The organism is Pontixanthobacter sp. CEM42 (genome assembly GCF_017812015.1).
Taxonomy (GTDB): Bacteria; Pseudomonadota; Alphaproteobacteria; order Sphingomonadales; family Sphingomonadaceae; genus Pontixanthobacter.
On record NZ_JADQTN010000001.1, the window covers coordinates 542,668 to 563,653 of the forward strand.

At 56.9% G+C, this 20,986-nt stretch carries 26 protein-coding genes; 15 read left to right on the forward strand and 11 right to left on the reverse strand.

Going from position 1 to position 20,986, the window contains the following annotated elements; translation table 11 throughout:
* Nucleotides 1-64: 64 nt before the first annotated feature.
* Nucleotides 65-2,245: a transglycosylase domain-containing protein gene (locus J9777_RS02535; RefSeq protein ID WP_209347219.1), complete on the forward strand. Its 2,181-nt coding sequence runs from the start codon at nucleotides 65-67 to the stop codon at nucleotides 2,243-2,245.
* A gap of 6 nt (nucleotides 2,246-2,251) precedes the next feature.
* Here J9777_RS02535 and J9777_RS02540 read toward each other — a convergent pair whose 3' ends face one another.
* A complete protein-coding gene (locus J9777_RS02540; protein WP_209347220.1) occupies nucleotides 2,252-2,653 on the reverse strand; it encodes a PaaI family thioesterase in 402 nt (133 codons plus the stop codon).
* Nucleotides 2,646-3,095, reverse strand: coding sequence for a PaaI family thioesterase (locus J9777_RS02545; RefSeq protein WP_209347221.1), 450 nt, complete (start codon nucleotides 3,093-3,095; stop codon nucleotides 2,646-2,648). The genes J9777_RS02540 and J9777_RS02545 overlap by 8 nt, the downstream gene beginning before the upstream one ends.
* 120 nt (nucleotides 3,096-3,215) lie before the next feature.
* Here J9777_RS02545 and J9777_RS02550 point away from each other — a divergent pair, with 120 nt between their 5' ends.
* The 3 genes from J9777_RS02550 to J9777_RS02560 are packed head-to-tail and all read left to right on the forward strand — an operon-like array spanning nucleotide 3,216 to nucleotide 5,231.
* On the forward strand, nucleotides 3,216-3,377 hold the full coding sequence (locus J9777_RS02550) for a hypothetical protein (protein ID WP_209347222.1): 162 nt from the start codon (nucleotides 3,216-3,218) through the stop codon (nucleotides 3,375-3,377).
* Between the two features lie 4 nt (nucleotides 3,378-3,381).
* On the forward strand, nucleotides 3,382-4,347 hold the full coding sequence (locus J9777_RS02555; RefSeq protein WP_209347223.1) for a hypothetical protein: 966 nt from the start codon (nucleotides 3,382-3,384) through the stop codon (nucleotides 4,345-4,347).
* Nucleotides 4,335-5,231, forward strand: a complete 897-nt coding sequence (locus J9777_RS02560; protein WP_209347224.1) for a transposase — start codon at nucleotides 4,335-4,337, stop codon at nucleotides 5,229-5,231. Before J9777_RS02555 ends, J9777_RS02560 begins: the two co-directional genes overlap by 13 nt.
* Here the strand turns inward: J9777_RS02560 and ruvX are convergent.
* The 8 genes from ruvX to pyrE form a co-directional block, all read right to left on the reverse strand.
* On the reverse strand, nucleotides 5,228-5,713 hold the full coding sequence (gene ruvX, locus J9777_RS02565; RefSeq protein WP_209347225.1) for a Holliday junction resolvase RuvX: 486 nt from the start codon (nucleotides 5,711-5,713) through the stop codon (nucleotides 5,228-5,230). The genes J9777_RS02560 and ruvX overlap by 4 nt on opposite strands.
* Nucleotides 5,695-6,831: a DUF3089 domain-containing protein gene (locus J9777_RS02570; protein ID WP_209347226.1), complete on the reverse strand. Its 1,137-nt coding sequence runs from the start codon at nucleotides 6,829-6,831 to the stop codon at nucleotides 5,695-5,697. Before J9777_RS02570 ends, ruvX begins: the two co-directional genes overlap by 19 nt.
* Entirely contained in the window at nucleotides 6,821-7,933 is a 1,113-nt protein-coding gene (locus J9777_RS02575; protein WP_209347227.1) for an AI-2E family transporter, read from the reverse strand. The genes J9777_RS02570 and J9777_RS02575 overlap by 11 nt, the downstream gene beginning before the upstream one ends.
* Nucleotides 7,930-8,826, reverse strand: a complete 897-nt coding sequence (gene lepB / locus J9777_RS02580; RefSeq protein ID WP_209347228.1) for a signal peptidase I — start codon at nucleotides 8,824-8,826, stop codon at nucleotides 7,930-7,932. The genes J9777_RS02575 and lepB overlap by 4 nt, the downstream gene beginning before the upstream one ends.
* Before the next feature lie 37 nt (nucleotides 8,827-8,863).
* On the reverse strand, nucleotides 8,864-9,271 hold the full coding sequence (acpS, locus tag J9777_RS02585; protein WP_209347229.1) for a holo-ACP synthase: 408 nt from the start codon (nucleotides 9,269-9,271) through the stop codon (nucleotides 8,864-8,866).
* On the reverse strand, nucleotides 9,268-9,549 hold the full coding sequence (locus J9777_RS02590; protein ID WP_209347230.1) for a pyridoxal phosphate biosynthetic protein: 282 nt from the start codon (nucleotides 9,547-9,549) through the stop codon (nucleotides 9,268-9,270). The genes acpS and J9777_RS02590 overlap by 4 nt, the downstream gene beginning before the upstream one ends.
* Nucleotides 9,546-10,286 carry a pyridoxine 5'-phosphate synthase gene (locus J9777_RS02595; RefSeq protein ID WP_209347231.1) on the reverse strand — a complete coding sequence of 247 codons (741 nt, stop codon included), beginning with the start codon at nucleotides 10,284-10,286 and terminating at the stop codon, nucleotides 9,546-9,548. The genes J9777_RS02590 and J9777_RS02595 overlap by 4 nt, the downstream gene beginning before the upstream one ends.
* Before the next feature lie 106 nt (nucleotides 10,287-10,392).
* Nucleotides 10,393-10,971: an orotate phosphoribosyltransferase gene (gene pyrE, locus J9777_RS02600; RefSeq protein WP_209347232.1), complete on the reverse strand. Its 579-nt coding sequence runs from the start codon at nucleotides 10,969-10,971 to the stop codon at nucleotides 10,393-10,395.
* A gap of 182 nt (nucleotides 10,972-11,153) precedes the next feature.
* Here pyrE and coxB point away from each other — a divergent pair, with 182 nt between their 5' ends.
* From coxB to J9777_RS02635, 8 genes are all read left to right on the forward strand, one after another.
* Nucleotides 11,154-12,182: a cytochrome c oxidase subunit II gene (coxB, locus tag J9777_RS02605; protein ID WP_209347233.1), complete on the forward strand. Its 1,029-nt coding sequence runs from the start codon at nucleotides 11,154-11,156 to the stop codon at nucleotides 12,180-12,182.
* Between the two features lie 49 nt (nucleotides 12,183-12,231).
* A complete protein-coding gene (ctaD, locus tag J9777_RS02610) occupies nucleotides 12,232-13,947 on the forward strand; it encodes a cytochrome c oxidase subunit I (RefSeq protein WP_209347234.1) in 1,716 nt (571 codons plus the stop codon).
* A 127-nt stretch (nucleotides 13,948-14,074) separates the two neighbouring features.
* Complete coding sequence (locus J9777_RS02615; protein WP_209347235.1) at nucleotides 14,075-15,022, forward strand: heme o synthase; 948 nt, start codon at nucleotides 14,075-14,077, stop codon at nucleotides 15,020-15,022.
* A complete protein-coding gene (locus J9777_RS14725) occupies nucleotides 15,019-15,144 on the forward strand; it encodes a hypothetical protein (protein ID WP_268894022.1) in 126 nt (41 codons plus the stop codon). Before J9777_RS02615 ends, J9777_RS14725 begins: the two co-directional genes overlap by 4 nt.
* Nucleotides 15,145-15,146: 2 nt before the next feature.
* Complete coding sequence (locus J9777_RS02620; RefSeq protein WP_209347236.1) at nucleotides 15,147-15,743, forward strand: cytochrome c oxidase assembly protein; 597 nt, start codon at nucleotides 15,147-15,149, stop codon at nucleotides 15,741-15,743.
* 93 nt (nucleotides 15,744-15,836) lie between these two features.
* Nucleotides 15,837-16,703 (forward strand): cytochrome c oxidase subunit 3, encoded by an 867-nt coding sequence (locus J9777_RS02625; protein ID WP_209347237.1) that lies wholly within the window; start codon nucleotides 15,837-15,839, stop codon nucleotides 16,701-16,703.
* Complete coding sequence (locus tag J9777_RS02630) at nucleotides 16,700-17,083, forward strand: DUF983 domain-containing protein (protein WP_209347238.1); 384 nt, start codon at nucleotides 16,700-16,702, stop codon at nucleotides 17,081-17,083. Before J9777_RS02625 ends, J9777_RS02630 begins: the two co-directional genes overlap by 4 nt.
* Entirely contained in the window at nucleotides 17,080-17,661 is a 582-nt protein-coding gene (locus J9777_RS02635) for an SURF1 family protein (RefSeq protein ID WP_209347239.1), read from the forward strand. The genes J9777_RS02630 and J9777_RS02635 overlap by 4 nt, the downstream gene beginning before the upstream one ends.
* Before the next feature lie 50 nt (nucleotides 17,662-17,711).
* Here the strand turns inward: J9777_RS02635 and J9777_RS02640 are convergent, their stop codons facing one another.
* Nucleotides 17,712-18,203, reverse strand: coding sequence for an SRPBCC domain-containing protein (locus J9777_RS02640; protein ID WP_209347240.1), 492 nt, complete (start codon nucleotides 18,201-18,203; stop codon nucleotides 17,712-17,714).
* 49 nt (nucleotides 18,204-18,252) lie between these two features.
* Here J9777_RS02640 and J9777_RS02645 point away from each other — a divergent pair, with 49 nt between their 5' ends.
* Genes J9777_RS02645 through J9777_RS02655 form a run of 3 tightly spaced genes read left to right on the forward strand, consistent with a single transcriptional unit; the run spans nucleotide 18,253 to nucleotide 20,981 of the window.
* Complete coding sequence (locus J9777_RS02645) at nucleotides 18,253-18,603, forward strand: helix-turn-helix domain-containing protein (RefSeq protein WP_209347241.1); 351 nt, start codon at nucleotides 18,253-18,255, stop codon at nucleotides 18,601-18,603.
* 48 nt (nucleotides 18,604-18,651) lie between these two features.
* Nucleotides 18,652-20,079 (forward strand): threonine synthase, encoded by a 1,428-nt coding sequence (gene thrC / locus J9777_RS02650; protein ID WP_209347242.1) that lies wholly within the window; start codon nucleotides 18,652-18,654, stop codon nucleotides 20,077-20,079.
* Nucleotides 20,079-20,981: a class I SAM-dependent methyltransferase gene (locus tag J9777_RS02655; protein ID WP_209347243.1), complete on the forward strand. Its 903-nt coding sequence runs from the start codon at nucleotides 20,079-20,081 to the stop codon at nucleotides 20,979-20,981. Before thrC ends, J9777_RS02655 begins: the two co-directional genes overlap by 1 nt.
* The last annotated feature ends 5 nt before the right edge of the window (nucleotides 20,982-20,986 follow it).

The window sequence follows — 20,986 nt, forward strand, 5'->3', positions numbered from 1 at the left end:
GTGGAAGATTATCGCTGCGAAAATCGCTCGCCAAAGCTGTGTTGTTTATGTAATACAGTAAGTAATGGCTTCGCGGTTCTCCAGATTCTGGCCCTTTGGGCGCAAGTCTCGCGCAGAGACGGATCCATCGGACAATCGCTACTTTGCGCTTGAGGAACCCTACGGCAGCTCGTGGGATGACGAAGACGATGATGACGATCTGGTCTATCGGTCGGGCACTCCCACACCTGACTACGATGCGTGGGACTCGCAGCTTGATCGAGTCGACCGCAAGGTCGCCAATGCAGAACGACGCAAGCAGCGCTGGTGGCAGCCGCGTTATTGGAAGCAGCGCCGCAAACGTTGGTGGGCGGTGCGCATCGTTGCGGCTATCTTTGCGCTCTTCATCGCTATTGTTGCGTGGCTTGCCATTACCGCCCCGCTGTCGAAATCGCTCGAACCGATTGCAGCGCCACAGATCACCTTGCTGGCTGCCGATGGTACGCCAATTGCGCGCAATGGGGCAATTACCGATGAGCCGATCGACCTTGAGGCTCTGCCCGACCACGTTGTCGAATCCTTTATCGCAATCGAAGACCGCCGGTTCTTCACCCATTGGGGCGTTGATCCTCGGGGGATTGCCCGCGCGATGTGGACCGGGGTTGGCGGTGGAAGCACGATCACGCAACAACTCGCGAAGAACAGCTTCCTCACCCCTGAGCGCAGTCTGAGTCGTAAGGCGCGTGAGGCGCTGATCGCGTTTTGGTTGGAAACGTGGCTCACTAAAGAAGAAATCCTCGAGCGGTACCTTTCCAACGTCTATTTTGGCGACAATGTTTACGGCCTGCGTGCAGCATCGCTGCACTATTTCTACCGCAAGCCAGAGAACTTGAAGCCTGAGCAAGCAGCAATGTTGGCGGGCTTGGTGCAAGCGCCGTCGCGCTACGCACCAACGCGCCACTATGATCGCGCAGAAAAGCGGATGCAGCTGGTGGTCAAATCGATGGTCGCGGCGGGTTATCTGACACAGGCTGAAGCCGACGCCATGCCCAAACCTGTGATCGATGCGCGGGCCAAGAATGATGTGCCGACGGGGACATATTTCGCGGACTGGGCCTTGCCTGAGGTGCGAAAGCTGTCGGATGCCGGATATACCAGCCAGACTTACACAACGACGCTCGACTCGCGCCTGCAAGCGATTGCTCGGCGGGTTACCGGGCGTGCCAAACTGGGTGAGGCGCAGGTGGCATTGGTAGCCATGCGACCGGATGGTGAAGTCGTCGCGATGATCGGCGGCAAGGACTACGCCAAGTCGCCATTCAACCGGGCGACGCAGGCTAAGCGCCAACCGGGGTCGACATTCAAATTGTTTGTCTATCTGGCCGCGTTAGAAGCCGGGATGGAGCCGGATGATCCGGTCGACAACACAGAGATAGTTGCAGGAAGTTACCGCCCAAAGAACTCTCGAGGAAACTATTCGGACTCGCTGACGCTTGAAGAAGCGTTCGCACAATCGAGCAATGTCGCGGCTGTTCGCCTCTTCAATCAGCTGGGCGATGAGGCAGTCAGAAATACTGCGCGTGATCTGGGTTTGAATTCGCCCTTGCCCGCCGGTGATCCGAGTGTTGCATTGGGATCCTCGACAGTAACTCTATTAGAGTTGACTGCTGCTTATGCGGGTATTGCTGCCAATAGTTTCCCGGTCGAACCGCGTGCATTCGAGGCGGAAGAGGAGGGCTGGTTCGACTGGCTGTGGAGTTCCTCGGGTAGTCTGTCTGGCTCTGTCCATGACGATCTTGAGCAAATGCTCCGCGCTGCGGTCAACAAGGGTACCGGGCGTGCGGCAATGCTTAGCGGACCGAATTATGGCAAGACCGGTACCACACAGAACAATCGGGATGCTTTGTTTGTCGGCTATGCCGGAGAGGGCGAGAATGAATTGGTGGTTGGCGTATGGGTCGGCAATGACGACAATACGCCGCTCGACGGAGTAACCGGCGGCGGGATACCGGCACGTATCTGGCGCGACTTTATGCGGCAGGCTTTGGGCGCACCTGAGCGCTCCCGTCCAACACCAAAAGCCAATCCCTCGGGTCCAGTTCAGCCTCAGGACGTGCCTGATCTGGAGGATATTCCGATTGGCGAGAATGGCACGCGGCTGCGCGTTCGCGAAGGAGAGGGCGTAACGCTCACAACCGAAATTGAAGGGGTTCCGATAGATATCCGGCTGGACGAAGACGGGCTGAATATCGATACGCCCGATTAGCGGGTATCAGACGTCCGGCTCCGCCATCAAAATGTTCATGATCGCGGTTGCAATCGGCCGCTCTCGATCATCCTGCCACGCTTCGACCGAGACATTCGCATTGCGTCGACCCAGCTTGATAATTCGTGCTTTGGCATAGGTCGTCTTCTGTTTGCCCGCCGACAAGAATTGCGCGGTGATATTGATCGGTTTGAGTCGGTGCTCACGGCCTAAATTCTGCAGCTCTTTGCGGAGCAGCGCATAACCTGCGGTTTCCAGCAATCCGCTGGTTGCGCCTCCATGCAGATGCTGCGGACGGCCCTCGACATCGCTGCCGAATTCAAAGCCAAGCACGGGCGTGCCATCTTCATCGCCGTGGACGAATATTCCCAGCGACTTTGCGTATGGTGTCAGCGGGGCGTCAGACATTGCGCGGATCCTGACTGATAGACATGAATGTCGCTGCCATAGTCGCAACAGTGTCATCCGGATCGCCATCATGGGCGATCCCGCGAACAAAGGCCGCTGATCGTGTTAGCCGGTAGCATTCGACTCTGCCGAATACCGAACTACGCTCGCGGGCGGGGCGTTGATAGTCCACTCTTAGATCCAGCGTAGCGATAGGAACGAAAGCACGGTGCTTGGTCCAGATCGACAGGCCCGATGCCATATCAAGCATGCTGATGATTGGACCGGAGGCCAGAATTTCGCGCTCCACTTCGCCAACCAGATCATCGCGCCATGGAAGTTCCAGCTCGACCCAATCAGGCCCGTTGTCGCGAAAATTCAATCCCAGCTTCGCCGAATGGCCATGCCGCATCATGAACTGCGCAGTCTTTGCTGGGTCAAAAGGAGGGAGCTCAGTGGCCATAAGAGTGCTCTGTAAGGTCTCCCAACCCATTTCAATCTTTTAATTTAACAGAGGGAGATTTGAGGCTCAGCTTTCATCCTGTTCGGCGCATTCTGCCGTTCGTAATCAAAGGGTTGTCCGATGAATCTTCCATCACTTGATATCACTGAATTGCCCGGGCTGGAGTCCGCAGCAGGTATATTTGGTAGCCTGTCAGACTTGGCAACGGCGCATACCGATGACCGGATCGTCGTCATCATGGTATATGTGTATGAAATGTTCCCGCCAGAGAGCTTGCTGTGATCTGATGGGACGTGACGAAAGCCTAAATGCGCTGCGGGATGATCGTGTCTCGCAGCGCTTGGCCCAGACATCTTTGGAAACGGCGAAAAACTATTGGCTGGCGGGCGCAATAGCTCCGGTAAAAGCCGATCTGGCGCTTTTCGACTCGGGTGTGGCTTTCGATGAGTGCCTCGCTTTGAAACGATTGCTTCGGTCCAAGGACGCGGCGAACGACGCTTTGGCTGCGCTGTTCGACGCCATTGGTCTTTCGCTAAATAAGAACCCGTTGGGACAGGTGCCGTTTCGCCACCAGTATCAACACGGCATCGGTTTACTCCAACTGGTTGCTGCAGGCGATGCGGCCCTATCGCTGGTCCTTTATGAGCAGCAAAATCAACCGCCCCCGCAGTCGGTTTGCTTTACCGACACCGATTGTCATGAGCTTGTACTAGCCGGAACGGGCACCGCGCAGGTTCTTGAATTGGAAAGTCGCTGTGACCGTCCCGCTGATATCAGCTCGTCTGCGGTGCAGCTTTTGCCGGGCAAATGTCTCTCGATTGTCGGCGCGAACAAGGCCAAGCAAATGCAATCGGTCCGTGGATCCATGGTTGTACTGCGCCTCAGCCGGACGCCCTCAAGTCGGCAAGAGAGCCGTGAATATCGATTGGCGGACGGGAAGCTTCTTCACCGTGCATCGGGCGATCCGTCGGAAAGCCGGAAGGAAATGATTGCAGCGTTGCTTGGCGCAATGGAGCGCACAGATGCCGCGCCAGCGCTGGCCGAGCTGACGCGGCATGGCAGCGATCAATTGCGCTGGCAGGCTTTGCGCAATTGTCTCGCGTTAGATAGTGGGAAGGGCTTCCAAGCCCTAAGCACATTGGCGAACATGTCGGAGGATAGTCTGGCTGGTCAGGCTGGCGCTTTGCGGACGCAATTGCTGGCAGCGTATCCCGAATTGTCGAAGGTGGAGGTTGAACTATGCCCCGCGTGATTCAATGCGAGGACAACTCGACTCTCGTTCTCGGCGATTGCGTTGACGCTATCGCCGCAGATGGTTTCGAACCGGGTGATCGAAACAGCGTCGATCGCGCTGCTAGCTACCTTTGTCGGCTGGGTAATGATCGCGATTTTCTTGGTGATATCCTGATCGATCAACTCTGTACGACGGGCGGCAATGATCTCACCAATAGCGCATACGGAGCGCAGGCGATTATGCTGAGCGATGCACGCCACGGCTTTTTCCTGCGCGCCAATATCTGGCCAGCGAAAAATGACCCGATCTTCCAAGCCAGTGGCGGGCATAGTTTCTCTTACGGTACCCCGCATGATCACAATTTCGACTTTCTGACACTGGGCTATTTCGGGCCTGGCTATGCCAGCGATTACTACGAATATGATCACGATGCAGTTGCTGGCTTCGTTGGCGAGAAGGCAGGACTGCGGTTCGTCGAGCGCTCGACCCTCGATCCGGGTAAGATCATGCACTACCGCGCGCATTTGGATGTTCACGGTCAGCGACCGCCGGATAGTATGTCCGTGTCGCTCAATATCATGGCGATTGATCCGCGGCAGGCTTGGCGTGACCAATATGTGTTCGATACTGACGCAGATACGATAACAGGTGTGCTCAATCCAACCTCCACCGAAGTCTATTTGAGGCTGGCCGTGGGCCTTGGCGGAGAGAACGCTTTGGATTTGGCCGAGAATTTCGGGCGGATGCATCGGAGTGATCGTCTGCGGTTGGCATCATTCGAAGCCCGAAGTTTGCTATGCGACGATGCTCAGCAGGAGGACACATTGTGGCGGCAGGCCGAGCTATCGGGAAGCCGTTTGCTCACACATGAAGCGCAACAGCGGCGCGCGGCGCTCGCCTAGAGAATCCCGCCTGCCAGTGCATCAATCGCGCCTTGCAAGAACACTGCGGCGGCATGGCTGTCGATCCGTTCGGAGCGCTTGCGGCGGCTCATATCCTGCCCAATCATATCGCGCTCAGCCGAGGTGGTGGACCAGCGCTCGTCCCACAGCAGCACGGGCAGTTCAAATGCGGCGGACAGATTGCGGGCATAGGCGCGGCTGGCTTGGGCACGCGATCCTTCGCTGCCGTCCATATTACGCGGCAGGCCGATCACAATCGCACGGACAGAACGCTCTCGTATGATCTCTGCAAGGCGTTCGCGATCACGACCAAATTTGCCCCGGTCCAACGTTTTGCCAGCCGTCGCGAACTGCCATCCGGCATCGCATGTCGCGGTGCCGATAGTCTTGGTGCCAAGGTCAAGCGCGAGCAACGCCCCGCCATCGGGCAATGCCTCCCGCAATTCAGCGGCGCTGTCGGTGATCAGGGCGCTGTGGTCCATGATTCCACTCTGCGGCTGACATCCTGTTGCACATTCTTCCAGAATAGCGGGATATCGTAGACGTGATAATTGTTACCGGGCAGCACATAATTGCCCATTTCCGGCGGCGGACCGATCAGTAGCAAGCCGCGCTCGTCACAGCGCGCAGGGACTTCACCCGGGACCAGTTCGCCGGTCGAGAAATTGTCCTCCGGCACAAGGGTACCTGCATTCAGCTCCTTCGCTGCCTCACCGCCAATTTTGCCGGTGAGCGGGTTAGTGCACAGGATCGGGCTGTCGCCACGCAACTCGCCGTCAAAGCCGGTCGAAAGGCGATAGCTATCAAGAACCTGTTTCGGTCCAGCCGGTTCGGCAAAGCTCGACCAGCTTAGGATGCAACCCGATTGCTGCGCCGTGGCGCAAGGTGGCATGCCAAGCGCTGGTAGATCATGCTCGACCGAGATCGGCCAGCCAATGGTGTAGACTGCGGCTAGGCGGCTTTTTACTTCCGAAGCTGCAATTTCCTCTCGCAGCAATCGCAGCAAGTGAAGCGATCCTTGGCTATGGCCGACAAGCACAATCGGCGTGTCCGCATCTACGGTGGCGAGGAAGAAGTCATAGGCTTGCTTAACATCTGCATAGGCTGCTTCAATAGCTTGCGCTGCGTCTTCTGAATCCGCCAGGAATGCGCCCATTGTGGCTTGGCGATAGCGGGGCGCCCAGATTTCAGACGCCTGATTGAATGGACTCGCCATTCCGCGAACATAGATTTTGGCGATCCGCTGCGATTCCGCATCATCAAGCGGCGCATTCCACATCGATCCATCGAGGAAACTTGTCGGGTGGATGAAAAACACTGCGAAGTCCGTCTTTGGTTCCGCAGGACTTGGTATTGAGCGTTCCTGACCGCGTGTCGCGGGTTGCCAGCGGGCTGGGTCGCTCACACCAATCCCCGGGCGGGAAAACCACATGGCGGGGTCTTGATAGGCGTTTTGTTCGAGCGGTGCCTGCTCAACAAATTCCTCGCGCGGCACAAACACAAACTCTGTCAACTCTTGCGACCAGATGCGCAGAACGAAGAACCCCGCAATCGCCAGTATGATCAAGAAAGCGATGAAATAGAGAAATTTACGTGCCATCGGCAGCTTCCTTAGCATTTTCGTCTGCGGTTTGGTTTTGCTCTGCGCGGCGCTCCAGCGCGACTTTAATCATCGCGAGCAGCGGATCGGCGAGGAACAGGCCCAATATTCCGAATAGTACACCCATGATGAGCTGCGATGACAGCACCAGAGCAGGCGCCAGATCAACCGTCTTCCGCGCAATCATCGGAATCACAATATAACCGTCGAAATTCTGGACCAAGAAATACACGAAGATCGTGTACAGCCCCATGTCGGTCCCGCCAGAGAAGCCGACCAGAACCATCAATACGCCCGACAAGATCGCGCCGAGATTGGGAATGAACGCGAGCAGCCCGGTCAGGATTGCGAGCAATGCCGCCATCGGGACAGCGCCAATTCCGACCAGCGGACCGACGATTGCCAGCATCACATATGTAAAGACCCCTTCGAACACCATGCCGACCAACCGGCCAGCCATAAGGCGGCGCATTGTCCGTCCCATTTGTGAAGCGGTTTTGAAGAACTGACTCCGGCGATGCGCGGGCAACATCCATGCGACGCCGCGTTCGTACATACGCGGTTCGTACGCCAGATAGACTCCGATGATCGTGACCAACAATAGTGTGGTGAGCCAACCTAGAAGACCGCTGATAGCGCGGGTTACGGTTCCGACACCGCTCATTAAGTTGGTCAAGAGTGCCTGGAAATCGGGTGCATCTACCGCGAATCCTTGCCCACGCAGCCAATCAAGCGCGACACCCGCTTGTTGTTGGATAATCGCCGGGAACTGCGCTGCCTCGCGGGAAATTTGCGACCCGGCATATGTTATCAGCCAGTAGAAAAATCCTGCCATGAACAGCAACACCAACGATACACGCCAGACGCGCGGGATCGGCAATATGCGGGCAAGCAGGCGTGCACCGCCGTCGATCATAGAAGCGACAACCAGCGCACCGAAAATGATCAGCAGCGCTTGTGATATATATAGCGCCAGAACAACCGAGCCGATAACCGCAGCCCAAACAAACGCACGCTGCGCCTCGAAGCGGAGTTCCGGGCTGGAAATGCGCGAAGGGCTGGTGCCCAAATTTTCGTCTGGTCGGCTGCGCTTGCTGCTCACTCTTGATCTGCTCCATCCGCAATGGCTGGCCGCAGAGTGGTCCACGCCCGCCCGCCGCGCAAAGATGTCCACCAGCTGATCGGGTTCCAGCTTGTGCTGCCGTCGAGCGAGAAGGTGATGAACTCAGCTCGGCCGCCGATATTTTCGAGCGGGATCGGGCCGCTAAGACCATTGCCGGTGAAGTCGCGGCTGTCCGCAGAGTGATCGCGATTGTCACCCATCACAAACACATGGCCCTCAGGAATTGTGATTTCGGCAAAATCATCCAGCCGCTGGGTGTTATGGTCGATTATCAGATAGGACGCACCATTGGGCATCGTCTCGCGCAGGATCGGTGGTTCGCAGACAATCCGTCCGTCCGGCAGAGTCACCTTGTAGTCAAATGGTGCGCCATTCTCGATGTTATATCCGAAATTGCATGGCATATTGGCATCGATAGGAATGCGAAGCGGTGGTTCCGTTTCCTGCTTCACTGGCATGCCGTTGAGAATGATCTGGCCTTTGCGCACTTCGAAACGGTCTCCAGCACGCGCGACCACGCGCTTGATATAGTCTTCGTCGCGGTCTGGATGAACCGGGATTACGATATCGCCATATTCTGGCGTATCGGCCCAGATGCGTGTCTCACTGCGCGGCAGCAGATGGAAAGATGCGGATGCCCATGACCAGCCATAGGGGTACTTGCTGACCACCAGCCGGTCGCCTTCGAGTAGATTGGGCACCATTGACGCGCTGGGGATGTAGAATGGCTTTGCGACAAAGCTGTGGAACGCCAGAACTGCAAGCAGCATCAACGCCAGACCGCGCAATTCGGCGAGCCAGTTTACTTTTTCGGCCTTTTCGCCGGGATCGGTTTCGGTGCGTTCGGTCACAATTGGGGTGTCAGTGCTCATTGGTTAAAATGGTTCTGGGTTCAGGTCGGTTTGGGACTCAGGATGCTTTGGGCACGGCCTCGATAATCACGAATGCCTGCGCCCATGGATGGTCATCGGTGAGAGTAAGATGAACGACAGCCTCATGCCCATCCGGCGTCAATTCCGCAAGCCGCGCGGCTGCGCCATTGGTGAGGGCGAGGGTTGGCGCGCCCGACTTGGCGTTCACGACGCCGATGTCCTTCATATAGACACCGCGATAGAAGCCGGTGCCGACCGCCTTAGAGAAAGCCTCTTTCGCTGCGAACCGCTTCGCATATGTTCCGGCGCGCGTGTAGGGGCGTTTCGCCGCTTTCGCGCGCTCTACTTCGGTAAAGCTGCGTTTCTCGAAGCGTTCACCATGGCGGTCGAGCGCTTTGGCGATACGCTCAATATTGCAGAGATCTGATCCTAGACCGATGATCATGCAGGCCCCCTGAGGATAAGTGCAACAAGCAGGCCGAGCGCAATGATATGAAGCATCACCTGGCTCTTAAACAGTGGGTGAGCGAAGTCGCCATTGGCTCGCTTGATCGATCCAACATAACCGAAGATCTGCAACGCGACCCAGCCGATAGCGAACGTCACCAACACCCGCGCATTGAGCGCATAGCCGAGAAAGCCGATTGACAGAACGAAGATCGCGGCGGCAGCAAACCCCCAACGTTTCTGCGCGCCCGTTAGTTCTGCCGTTGCGTTGCTCACCGCGCATCATCCATCAGGCCGCGCATCTTGCGGACCGCGTTCTCCAGCCCCACAAAGATCGCCTCGCCCATCAAATAATGCCCGATATTGAGCTCCGCCAATTGCGGGATCGCGGCAATGGGTTGGACGTTCTCATACGTCAGGCCATGGCCGGCATGCGGCTCGATCCCGTTCTTGGCAGCAAGAGCCGACATGTCGGCAATCCGTTTCAGTTCAGACGCGAGGAGATCGCGGTCGCCGTCGAGATGCGCGTGGGCATATTCACCGGTGTGGAATTCCACCACAGGCGCGCCGAGTCGCAATGCCGCATCCAATTGCCGCTCCTCAGCCTCGATAAACAGGCTAACCCGTATACCTGCGTCGGTTAGCTGCGAAACGATTGGTGCAATACGATTATGTTGACCAGCGGCGTCGAGCCCGCCTTCGGTGGTCCGTTCCTCTCGCTTTTCGGGCACTATGCATGCGGCATGCGGCTTGTGACGAAGTGCAATTTCCAGCATTTCATCAGTCGCGGCCATCTCCAGATTGAGCGGCAGATTGGTCGCATCTTGAATGCGTTGCAGATCATCATCGCGAATATGCCTCCGGTCTTCGCGCAGGTGAGCCGTGATTCCGTCACCACCGACCGAAGCGACAATCTCTGCTGCACGCACCGGATCAGGGTGATCGCCGCCGCGCGCATTGCGGATTGTTGCGACATGATCGATGTTTACGCCAAGGCGGAGAGAGTTGATCATACGTGCCTTTTATCTGTTCGTGTCGAGCGAAGTCGAGGCACATTGGCCCAGTGCCGAATATCGGTCTCTCGACTTCGCTCGAGACGAACGGTGTGTAGGTGGCTGACTATTTTCTGCTTCCAGGCTTGGTAACGGGAACGGCTGCGAGTTCGGCTGGTACTTCATCGTCCGCGTAAGTGGGGAAGGTAATCTCGACCAATGCGTGATAGGGCACGTCGAAGCTCACATCACCGCCGGTCCGGTTGACCACGGAAACCAGCGCGAGGACTTCGCCGCCAGCTTCTTCCACAGCTTTCATTGCTTCTTTTGAGGACAAACCAGTTGTCACAACATCTTCAACCACAATGACCTTGGCGCCTTGCTCAATTGCGAATCCGCGGCGCAAGCCGAATGTGCCATCGGGCCGCTCGAGGAACATTGCCTCTTTGCCGAGTGCGCGGCCCATCTCGTGGCCGATGATGATCCCGCCCATTGCTGGTGAGATCACCACATCAATCGCAGAACGAATCTCTCGCGGCAGTTTCGCCGCGAGTGCAGCCGCGAGTCGGCTGGCGCGCATCGGGTCCATAAGTACCCGGGCGCATTGCAGGTAATGCCCGCTATGCCGCCCCGAGGACAGTTTGAAATGGCCTTCGAGCAGTGCTTCGCTGGCGCGGAATTCGGAGAGAATTTCGTCTTCTGTCATGATGAAACGCTGGTATTCCTGTTGATGGTTGCCCGTTAAGCAACGTGACTTGCGGATTTTTCTCCTAGAAGCGCTTGAGGCAGTGGGCAACCATGCGTATAGGCGCGGCAGAATAGTCCCCATCGGGGATGGTCTGGGCTGCGCATTGTGGCTCCAAACAACGAACGGAAAGCGTCAACATAATGGCTCTTGGTGATTGGTCCCGTCGGACTCTTCGGATTGTAACAACACTGTGGGCAGCGGCTCTGCTGGCTCTCGCGCCGCAGGTAGCGGTTGCTCAGGACGAAGCAGCGGAAGCTCCTGCTGCAGTGGAAGCGGCAGCTGAAACGCCTGCCGCGGAAACATCGGGCTACACACCGCTCGGTCCAGAATGGATCAAGGGTCAGCCGGTTGATGGCGGCATCGATTTTCAGCCGCAATATACGGACGACGGTCAGTTCGCTTATAAGATGCACACATATTTGCTGATGCCGGTTATTACTGTGATCAGCCTGTTTGTGCTGGGTCTACTGCTTTGGGTTGTCGTTAGGTACCGCCGCAACGCAAACCCAGAGCCGTCGAAAACTACGCACAACACTTTCATCGAAGTGGTTTGGACACTGGTACCGGTTCTGGTTCTTGTCGGTATCGCGATACCTTCGATCTCGCTGCTGGCGCGCCAGTACGAAACACCGCCTGAGGATGCTGTTACGGTCAAAGCGACCGGATATCAGTGGTATTGGGGCTACACCTATCCCGACAATGGCGGTTTCGAAGTCATTTCGAACATGCTGCCTGAAGACGAAGCAATTGCGCGCGGCGAGCCTGCGCAGCTCGCAGTGGATAACCGCATGGTCCTTCCGGCTAACACGCCGATCCGTTTGCAAACAACGGCTGCTGACGTGATCCACGCTTTTGCCGTGCCGTCGCTGTGGTTCAAAATGGACGCCGTACCGGGCCGTTTGAATGAGCGCCTGCTGACGATCAATGAGCCGGGCATTTATTACGGCCAGTGTTCTGAGCTGTGCGGTGCACGTCACGGCTATATGCCGATCACTGTTGAAGCGCTTCCGCGTGAGCAGTTCGATGCCTGGGTGCTGTCACAGGGTGGTACTGTCGGCGATGAAGAAGAAATTGCTGAAGATGCTGAGTCGGCTGAAGATGCCGCGGAAGCTGGTGACGCTGAAGGTGTTGCCGAAGCAGATGCTGCAGAAGCAGCACCGGCTGAATAAGCCTGATACCGATTATAACGCCTATTTAATTCAAGGTTAGAGAAACGCCATGGCAACAACCGCCGAAACACTTCCGATCCCAGAGGGTCAGAGCGCCGATCACGGGCATGATGCAGATCATAAGCCCGGCTTCTTTGCGCGTTGGTTCATGTCAACCAACCACAAGGATATCGGTACGCTTTACCTGATCTTCGCGATCTTCGCCGGTATTATCGGCGGTGCGATTTCGGGCATTATGCGGATGGAATTGGCTGCACCTGGCATCCAGTATCTCGGCTGGTGGGTAGATTTCATGGGCGGCGAGGCGTCGTTCGACGCTAACCTGCACATGTGGAACGTGCTGATTACCGCGCACGGTCTGATCATGGTCTTCTTCATGGTTATGCCGGCGATGATTGGCGGCTTCGGTAACTGGTTTGTGCCGTTGATGATCGGCGCGCCGGATATGGCGTTCCCACGGATGAACAACATTTCGTTCTGGTTGACCGTCGCTGGCTTCATGAGCCTGATGTTCTCTATGTTCGTACCGGGTAGCGCGGCCGGTTTGGGCGCTGGTACGGGGTGGACGGTCTATGCACCGCTCTCGACGACCTACGCTAACGGACCCGCGGTCGACTTTGCTATCTTCTCGCTTCACCTTGCTGGTGCGGGCTCCATTCTTGGTGCGACCAACTTCATCACCACCATTTTCAACATGCGTGCGCCAGGCATGACTCTGCACAAAATGCCGCTGTTCGTATGGTCGGTGCTGGTTACGGCATTCCTGCTGCTTCTTGCGCTTCCAGTGCTCGCAGCCGCGATCACAATGCTGCTGACAGACCGTAACTTCGACACCACCTTCTTCGATGGTTCGCGTGGCGGTGATCCGGTTCTGTATCAGCACTTGTTCTGGTTTTTCGGTCACCCTGAAGTGTACATCATGATCCTGCCGGGCTTCGGTATGGTCAGTCAGATTGTTGCGACCTTTAGCCGCAAGCCAGTGTTTGGTTATCTCGGCATGGCATATGCGATGGTCGCGATTGGTGTTGTCGGCTTCATCGTGTGGGCACACCACATGTATACGGTCGGCCTCGACGTAAACACCAAGATGTACTTCACTGCAGCAACGATGGTCATCGCGGTTCCGACCGGCGTGAAAATCTTCAGCTGGATCGCAACCATGTGGGGCGGTTCGCTTGAATTCAAATCGCCACTCGTATGGTCGCTGGGCTTCATCTTCCTGTTCACCGTTGGCGGTGTGACTGGTGTTGTGTTGGCCAATGGCGGCATCGACGACAATCTTCATGACACATATTACGTTGTGGCTCACTTCCACTACGTGCTGTCGATGGGTGCAGTGTTCTCGCTCTTTGCGGGCTTCTATTACTGGTTCCCCAAAATGAGTGGACGGATGCACAGCGAGTTCCTCTCGCACTTGCACTTCTGGACCTTCTTTGTCGGCGTGAACGTAATCTTCTTCCCGCAGCACTTCCTGGGTATCCAAGGCATGCCGCGTCGCTACCCAGATTACACAGCGGCCTATGAATATTGGAACCAGATCTCGTCGATGGGCTATATGATTATGGCCGGTTCGATGCTGATCTTCTTCGTCAACCTGATCTACGCCTACACAATGGGTAAGAAGGCCGCCGACAACCCATGGGGCGAAGGCGCGACGACGTTGGAATGGACATTGTCTTCACCTCCGCCGTTCCACCAGTTCGAAACTCTGCCGGTAATCGACGATAATGCAGATTATCACGATCACCGTCCGGCGAGCGCGTAAGCACTCGCCACGCTGCGCGGAACTACCTTCCACGTAGCCACACACATGAACATGGGGAGGGGCGCATCGGAAACGGTGCGCCCCCCTTTATAGGAGCAAGTCTTTCGAGACCGCACACGATTTAGAAATGTCATCCGGACCGACCCCTCAGGCGGCAGACGCCCAGCAGGCCCAGAGTGCCATGCCCACCGATTGGCGCGACTTTTTCGCGCTAACCAAGCCGGGCGTGATGCGGCTGGTGATCTTTACCGGCCTATGCGGCCTGCTTGCTGCGCCAGGCAGCATTCACCCGGTCATTGGTTTCACTGCCGTACTCTGCATCGCAATGGGGGCGGGCGGTTCTGCGGCGCTCAATCAATGGTGGGAAGCTGATATCGATGCGGGGATGAAGCGTACCTCTGCACGTCCGCTGCCAGCAGGCCGTATGAGCCGCGACGATGCGCGCAATTTTGGAATTTTCCTGTCAGCGGCCTCGGTAGGCATTATGGGAATCGCCATAGGCTGGCTCGCTGCGGGCATTCTGGCTCTTGCGATTGTCTATTATTCGGTCGCCTACACGATCTGGCTTAAGCCCAATACGCCGCAGAACATCGTTATCGGTGGTGGTGCTGGGGCTTTCCCACCGATGATTGGCTGGATCGCGGTAACCGGCGATATCACCGCCATGCCGGTGCTGTTGTTCGCGATCATCTTCTTTTGGACGCCGCCGCACTTCTGGGCGCTCGCGCTGTTTGTGAAGAGTGACTATGCAAAGGTTGGTATCCCGATGATGCCGGTGGTGAAGGGCGAAGCATCGACCCGTAAACAGATTTTTGCGTACAGTATTCTGCTTGTGCCGATTGCAGCGAGTCCTTGGTTCATTGGTGGAACGACTGCGCTCTACGGCATCTCTGCACTTGTATTGTCGCTCATCTTCCTTGCACTTTCAGTGCCAGTTACGTTTCGAAAAATCACCGATGGCGATACGCTGAAGCCGGAGAAACGGCTGTTTGCGTATAGCATCATCTATCTCTTCGTACTGTTTGGTGCATTGGTGCTGGACCGCGTCGCATTCTACCAAGGATGGATATCATGACCCCTGACGAGCAAACCGAAATTGAACGCCGCCGCAAGAGCCGCAATTTGGCTGTTGGCGCAACGCTGCTGTTCTTCGTTGTGCTGTTTTACGCCATCACAATTGTCCGCATGGGTGACTGACGATGGCCGGCGCGACTCTTGAACAACAGAATCTGAAAACCGGCCTGTTCGCTTTCGCTGGCGCACTGGCGATGCTGGGCCTCGGCTATGCTGCTGTCCCGCTCTATGATTTGTTCTGCCGTGTTACCGGCTTTGGCGGAACCACACAGGTCGCGACGGAAGCCGAAGCTGCCGAAGCTGAGCGGCTAGCAGCAACCGCAGCTAGCAAAACAATTTCGGTCCGCTTCGATGCCTCCATTGCGCGCGACGTTCCATGGGCTTTCAAGCCCGAGAAGCCGACACAGACTGTAAAGATCGGGCAGCGCGATCTGGCGTTCTATACGGCGCGCAATGACAGCAACGTGCCGATCACCGGTGCGGCGACATTCAACGTGGAGCCGGAGCAGACAGGCATCTATTTCCACAAGATCCAGTGCTTCTGTTTCACCGAGCAAACTTTGCAACCGGGCGAAGAAGTCCGCATGCCGGTGCTGTTTTATGTCGACCCAGCGATCTTGCAGGACGAGAATGCTAAGGATGTTGAGCAGATCACATTGAGCTACACCTTTCACAAAGCATACGATCCAAACGAGGATTCATCGGAAAAACCGGCTTCGTAAGGCTGGACCTGAGGCGCGCGTATGATTAAGGGCAGGCGCTAGGGTTTGAACCCAAATTTCAGACGGACACGATCCGACAAGAAGAGAATATTCATGGCTGGCACTAAGAACCACGATTACCACATTCTGGAACCCGATATCTGGCCGCTGATCGGCTCGATTTCAGCACTCACATTTACCACTGGAATGGTGTTCTACATGAACGAGATGGCCAATGCGCATCTTGTTCTGGGCCTCGGTATCGCTGGCCTGATCGCGACGTTCTTTAGCTGGTTTGCGAATATTGTACGGGAAGCAGAAGGCGGCGATCATACGCCGGTTGTTCAACTGCACATGCGCTATGGCATGATCCTGTTTATCGCCTCGGAAGTCATGTTCTTTGTTGGCTGGTTCTGGAGCTGGTTTGACTTTTCTTTGTTCCCGCAGCCAATCGAAATCATCGACGGCCAAACGATCAGCATGTTCGGCGAGTCCGGTGCTGCGGCCATCACCCAGTTCCCGCACAAGGGCATTGAGGTTCTCGACGCATTTGACCTTCCGCTGCTGAACACGCTGATCCTGTTGTGTTCGGGCACAACCGTTACTTGGGCGCACCACTCGCTGATCCACGGTGACCGTGAAGGTCTGAAGAAAGGTCTGTGGGCGACTATCCTGCTCGGCCTGGTCTTCACCGCAGTGCAGGCATATGAGTATGATCACGCGCCATTCGCGTTTGGCGGCAATCCTTATAGCTCGGCCTTCTATATGGCGACCGGCTTCCACGGGTTCCACGTCTTGGTCGGCACGATCTTCCTGATCGTCTGCCTGTTCCGGACATACAAAGGCCACTTTACTCCGCGCCAACACTTCGGTTTCGAAGCGGCAGCGTGGTATTGGCACTTTGTTGATGTGGTGTGGTTGTTCCTGTTCGTCGCCATCTATGTATGGGGCGGTTGGGGTGCTCCCGTATACGCGGGATGACCACTGACAAACACCAAACGAAAGGGCAGCCCGGTATCGCCGCGGCTGCCCTTTTCGGTTTGTGCCCTAAATGTGCAGAGCGCACGCTGTTTGACGGGATCGCTGCGTTCGCCCCCAAATGCACATCGTGCGAGCTCGATTATTCCAAGTTTAACGTCGGCGATGGTCCGGCCCGTTTTCTCACAATCATAATCGGCGCGCTTATTGTCGGGTTGGCGCTGTGGCTCGAAGTCAGCTTCATGCCGCCATTCTGGGTTCATGCCGTGCTGTGGGTGCCATTGACGGTTGCGGCTGTATTCCTCGGCCTTCGTGCGGCAAAGGCGGCATTGCTTTATGCCGAATATAGCCGTGATGCTGGCGAGGCAGGCTTGAAGAAATGAAGCTGCGTTCTCTCCCGATCATGCCAACTATCATCGTGGCCGCAGCGATTGCAATTATGATTGCCTTGGGCTTTTGGCAGATGAGCCGCGCGGATGAGAAAGACGCGATGGTCGAGCGTTTTCTGGCGGTGCGCGAACAGAACGAAGTCGTACCGTTCCCGCGTGTGGAAGCCGACATCGATGCCGCGCTATACCGTCGGAGCCAAGTCAACTGCACGCAGGTTCTATCGACCCGAAGCACGGCTGCCCGCGATCCCAACGGAACCAGCGGTTTGGCGCAAGTTGCACTCTGCAAGCTTGCGGGTGGCGGTCAGGCTGAGATCATGCTTGGCTGGACTGCGCGGCCTTTCGACAGCCTGTGGGAAGGCGGCCCGGTCACCGGCTATGTTGCTCCATCGAAAGAAGGGCCAAGGCTGGTCGCATCGCCGCCAACCTTTGGCCTGCAGCAACTGGCACCGCCCGATCCGCGCGACCTGCCGAACAATCATTTGGCCTACGCAGGGCAGTGGTTCTTTTTCGCGCTGACAGCGCTGATCATGTATATTTTCGTGCTGCGCGGCCATGCTAAAGGTAGCTGAAGTCTATCTGCGAAAGGCACGGCTTACTTGCTCCGTGTCGCGCGCGGCGGTTAGGGCTTGTACATGCCTTCGCGCAGATTGATTCCGTGTTCAATCCAGGCTTTCATGCAGCACAGCATTTGTGACCAGCCCTGACAATTTCCGTAGGATCCACCACGCGCTGCCTCGGTATCGCGCCAGCCTTCTTCGGCAATTTCGACCATTGTTCCGCCTTCGACTTCGCTGAACGTCATAGTGACAGTGGTGTTGTAGTCAGCGATGGCGTCTTCGTTATGTTCGGTCCCGTCGACATTCGGCGGGGTGCTTTCATAGGCGGGCCATTGCAGCACGATCCGTTTGTTGGGAACGACCTCGATAATGTCGACATCGAATGCACCGGGATAGTCGTGGAAATCCCATTGTACCGTTGCGCCGGGCTCCATCTTTCCCTGTGCGCCGCCAGTAGTGAAATATTGAGAGAGCTGGTCCGGTTCGGCCACCGCCTTGAACACTTCTTCGACTGGACGGGCGATACGGGTTGCGACTCTGAACTTGATTTCCATTGTGCACTCCCAACTTGATTCGCCTTTTAATATGTTATAAAAATATAACATGTCAAATGATGACAATATTGATCTGGTGTTCAAAGCGCTGGCTAATCCGGTCAGGCGCACGATCTGTGATGAGCTGAAACTGCGCCCGCTTACGACGAAACAACTCAGTGCCGGCTTCCCCGAATTGGATCGAACCACCGTGATGCAGCATCTGAAAGTGCTGGAGAACGCCGGATTGCTGATCCCGGTGCGTAAAGGGCGGGAGCGGTTCAATTATCTCGATGCGATGCCGATAGAGGAAATCCACCAGCGGTGGATTGGTCCCCATGCTGCTGCCGCATCGACTGCGCTTGCGCGGTTGAAGCACGATTTGGAGGAGGACGTGAAGGATAACCTTACGGCGCGCTAGTTCCCCTCGCTTGCCCTGCTGAGCCTGCACGGCTAACCGCGCTGGACGATGCAATATATCTCTACTCGCGGTAGTGCCCAGAACCCTTCAAGTGGGCCGCTTGATTTCGAAGGTGTCACGCTGGCCGGTCTCGCCAGTGATGGCGGGCTGTATGTGCCGCAGGAATGGCCGCGTTTCACTGGAGCGGAAATCGCTGAGATGGCCGGGATGCCCTATGCGGAGCTGGCTGCGAAGATCATGGCGCCTTTCGTTGGCAATTCGCTAAGTCAGGATGAATTGGGCGAATTGTGCGATGCCGCTTATGGGCGCTTCGCTCATGCGGCGGTGACTCCGCTGAAGCAGTTTGACGAGCAGCAATGGTTGTTGGAGCTGTTTCATGGTCCAACGCTGGCGTTCAAAGATGTCGCACTGCAAATGCTGGGCCTGCTGTTTGAGAAGTTCCTCTCTCGCAGCGACGCGCACCTGACCATTGTCGGTGCGACCAGCGGCGATACCGGCTCGGCGGCAATTGATGCTGTGGCTGGTCGCGAGAGGATCGACATTTTCATGCTGCACCCCAAAGGCCGGGTAAGCGATGTCCAGCGCCGCCAAATGACCACAGTGCTTGCGCCCAACGTCCACAACATTGCGATCGACGGTAGCTTCGATGATGCGCAGGCATCGGTGAAGCGGATGTTCAACGATGAAGCCATGGCTTCGTCCAAAGGCGGTCGCTTCCGCATTGGCGCGGTGAACTCGATCAACTGGGCGCGGTTGATGGCGCAGGTCGTCTATTATTTCGCCGCTGCGCTGCAACTTGGTGCGCCCAAGCGCAAAGTGGCGTTTTCGGTTCCGACAGGCAATTTTGGTGATGTCTTTGCGGGCTATGTCGCCGCGCAAATGGGCCTTCCTATCGAGCGCTTGATCGTTGCTACTAACGTGAACGACATTCTCCACCGCGCTTTGACCGATGGCGATTATTCGGCAGGCACGGTTACGCCGACTGCTGCGCCGTCGATGGATATTCAAGTTAGCTCAAACTTCGAGCGATTGCTGTTCGATTGCGGCGGGCGTGACGGCATTGCGCTGGCTGAGCAAATGCGCGGCTTCGAAGCTAGCAAGGCGATGCAATTGACCAATGCTCAGCGCGATGGTGCCGCCGGGCTGTTCGCTAGTGCGCGCGCCGATGCCGATGATATGGCTTCAGCAATGCGTTGGGCAAATGAAGCCGCTGGCGAGATCATTGATCCGCATACCGCGATTGGCCTGTTCGCCGCGCGGCAGGCCGATGTTGCAGCGGATACGCCTGTCGTAACGCTTGCCACAGCGCATCCGGCGAAATTCGTCGATGCGGTCGAGCGTGCAACCGGCACGCGGCCAAGCCTGCCCACCCGGGTCGGCGACCTGTTCGCGCGTGAAGAGCGGTATGACGAGCTGGTAGGTGATTACGATTCCATCGCTCGCTACGTCGCCGAGCGTGCAACGGAGTCGCGCTGATGGCGCAGCTTCGCGAAGAACCGCAAATCCTCGCGGGCTCGTCTTGGGACGACTACGGGCTGGTCGATAGCGGCAATGGGCGCAAGCTGGAGCGCTACGGCGATTACCGCTTTATCCGGCCCGAACCGCAAGCGATGTGGCAACCGCGCCTCGGCAATTGGGATGCGCATGGCGAATTCGTTCCCGGCTCCGACGAAGATGGTGGCGGCCGGTGGCAATATGACAAGCCGGTTCCACAAGCCGGATGGCCGCTGAAATGGCGCGATGCGGCATTTACTGCGAAATGTACGCCATTTCGGCACCTCGGCTTCTTCCCTGATATGGCACCGGTGTGGGACTGGATGCTGAAACAGCTCGACGGCAAGACCAACGCGGAAACGCTCAACCTGTTTGGCTATACCGGTGTCGGGTCGCTCGCACTGTCGCAAGCGGGGCGGGTCACGCATGTTGATGCGTCAAAGAAGTCTGTCGCCCAAGCGCGCGAGAATGCCGAACTCGCGGGAATGGAGAATCGGCCGATCCGTTGGCTGGTCGATGATGCGGCAAAGTACACCGCGCGCGAGGTGCGCCGCGGTCGCCGCTATGACGGGATAATCCTCGACCCGCCCAAATTCGGTCGAGGCCCCAAGGCCGAGACATGGCGGATTGAAGAAGGGCTGGCGGACCTTGTTTCCGATTGCCGCGATCTGCTGGATGAAAATAGCAAGTTCCTGTTCCTGACTGTCTATGCGGTGCGAATGTCGAGCCTTTCGCTTGCGGGCCTGCTAGCGGAAATGTTTGCCGACATGCCCGGCATTATCGAGCATGGCGATCTGGCTGTTCGCGAAGAGGGTGTTGGAGGTGAGGCAAATGGTCGCCTACTGCCGACCGCAATCTTCGCGCGTTGGTCGAATCCAAGCTAAGGAAC

What these genes read in the sequence shown, in the direction of transcription:
- J9777_RS02635 (WP_209347239.1), top strand. Translation starts at nt 17,080, where the DNA reads ATGAAGCTGCGTTCTCTCCCGATCATGCCAACTATCATCGTGGCCGCA.
- J9777_RS02555 (WP_209347223.1), top strand. Translation starts at nt 3,382, where the DNA reads ATGGGACGTGACGAAAGCCTAAATGCGCTGCGGGATGATCGTGTCTCG.
- J9777_RS02615 (WP_209347235.1), top strand. Translation starts at nt 14,075, where the DNA reads ATGTCATCCGGACCGACCCCTCAGGCGGCAGACGCCCAGCAGGCCCAG.
- ruvX (WP_209347225.1), bottom strand. Translation starts at nt 5,713, where the DNA reads ATGGACCACAGCGCCCTGATCACCGACAGCGCCGCTGAATTGCGGGAG.
- J9777_RS14725 (WP_268894022.1), top strand. Translation starts at nt 15,019, where the DNA reads ATGACCCCTGACGAGCAAACCGAAATTGAACGCCGCCGCAAGAGCCGC.
- lepB (WP_209347228.1), bottom strand. Translation starts at nt 8,826, where the DNA reads ATGAGCACTGACACCCCAATTGTGACCGAACGCACCGAAACCGATCCC.
- J9777_RS02645 (WP_209347241.1), top strand. Translation starts at nt 18,253, where the DNA reads ATGTCAAATGATGACAATATTGATCTGGTGTTCAAAGCGCTGGCTAAT.
- J9777_RS02535 (WP_209347219.1), top strand. Translation starts at nt 65, where the DNA reads ATGGCTTCGCGGTTCTCCAGATTCTGGCCCTTTGGGCGCAAGTCTCGC.
- J9777_RS02655 (WP_209347243.1), top strand. Translation starts at nt 20,079, where the DNA reads ATGGCGCAGCTTCGCGAAGAACCGCAAATCCTCGCGGGCTCGTCTTGG.
- J9777_RS02545 (WP_209347221.1), bottom strand. Translation starts at nt 3,095, where the DNA reads ATGGCCACTGAGCTCCCTCCTTTTGACCCAGCAAAGACTGCGCAGTTC.
- J9777_RS02540 (WP_209347220.1), bottom strand. Translation starts at nt 2,653, where the DNA reads ATGTCTGACGCCCCGCTGACACCATACGCAAAGTCGCTGGGAATATTC.
- thrC (WP_209347242.1), top strand. Translation starts at nt 18,652, where the DNA reads ATGCAATATATCTCTACTCGCGGTAGTGCCCAGAACCCTTCAAGTGGG.
- J9777_RS02620 (WP_209347236.1), top strand. Translation starts at nt 15,147, where the DNA reads ATGGCCGGCGCGACTCTTGAACAACAGAATCTGAAAACCGGCCTGTTC.
- J9777_RS02630 (WP_209347238.1), top strand. Translation starts at nt 16,700, where the DNA reads ATGACCACTGACAAACACCAAACGAAAGGGCAGCCCGGTATCGCCGCG.
- acpS (WP_209347229.1), bottom strand. Translation starts at nt 9,271, where the DNA reads ATGATCATCGGTCTAGGATCAGATCTCTGCAATATTGAGCGTATCGCC.
- J9777_RS02560 (WP_209347224.1), top strand. Translation starts at nt 4,335, where the DNA reads ATGCCCCGCGTGATTCAATGCGAGGACAACTCGACTCTCGTTCTCGGC.
- pyrE (WP_209347232.1), bottom strand. Translation starts at nt 10,971, where the DNA reads ATGACAGAAGACGAAATTCTCTCCGAATTCCGCGCCAGCGAAGCACTG.
- coxB (WP_209347233.1), top strand. Translation starts at nt 11,154, where the DNA reads ATGGCTCTTGGTGATTGGTCCCGTCGGACTCTTCGGATTGTAACAACA.
- J9777_RS02595 (WP_209347231.1), bottom strand. Translation starts at nt 10,286, where the DNA reads ATGATCAACTCTCTCCGCCTTGGCGTAAACATCGATCATGTCGCAACA.
- ctaD (WP_209347234.1), top strand. Translation starts at nt 12,232, where the DNA reads ATGGCAACAACCGCCGAAACACTTCCGATCCCAGAGGGTCAGAGCGCC.
- J9777_RS02550 (WP_209347222.1), top strand. Translation starts at nt 3,216, where the DNA reads ATGAATCTTCCATCACTTGATATCACTGAATTGCCCGGGCTGGAGTCC.
- J9777_RS02625 (WP_209347237.1), top strand. Translation starts at nt 15,837, where the DNA reads ATGGCTGGCACTAAGAACCACGATTACCACATTCTGGAACCCGATATC.
- J9777_RS02570 (WP_209347226.1), bottom strand. Translation starts at nt 6,831, where the DNA reads ATGGCACGTAAATTTCTCTATTTCATCGCTTTCTTGATCATACTGGCG.
- J9777_RS02640 (WP_209347240.1), bottom strand. Translation starts at nt 18,203, where the DNA reads ATGGAAATCAAGTTCAGAGTCGCAACCCGTATCGCCCGTCCAGTCGAA.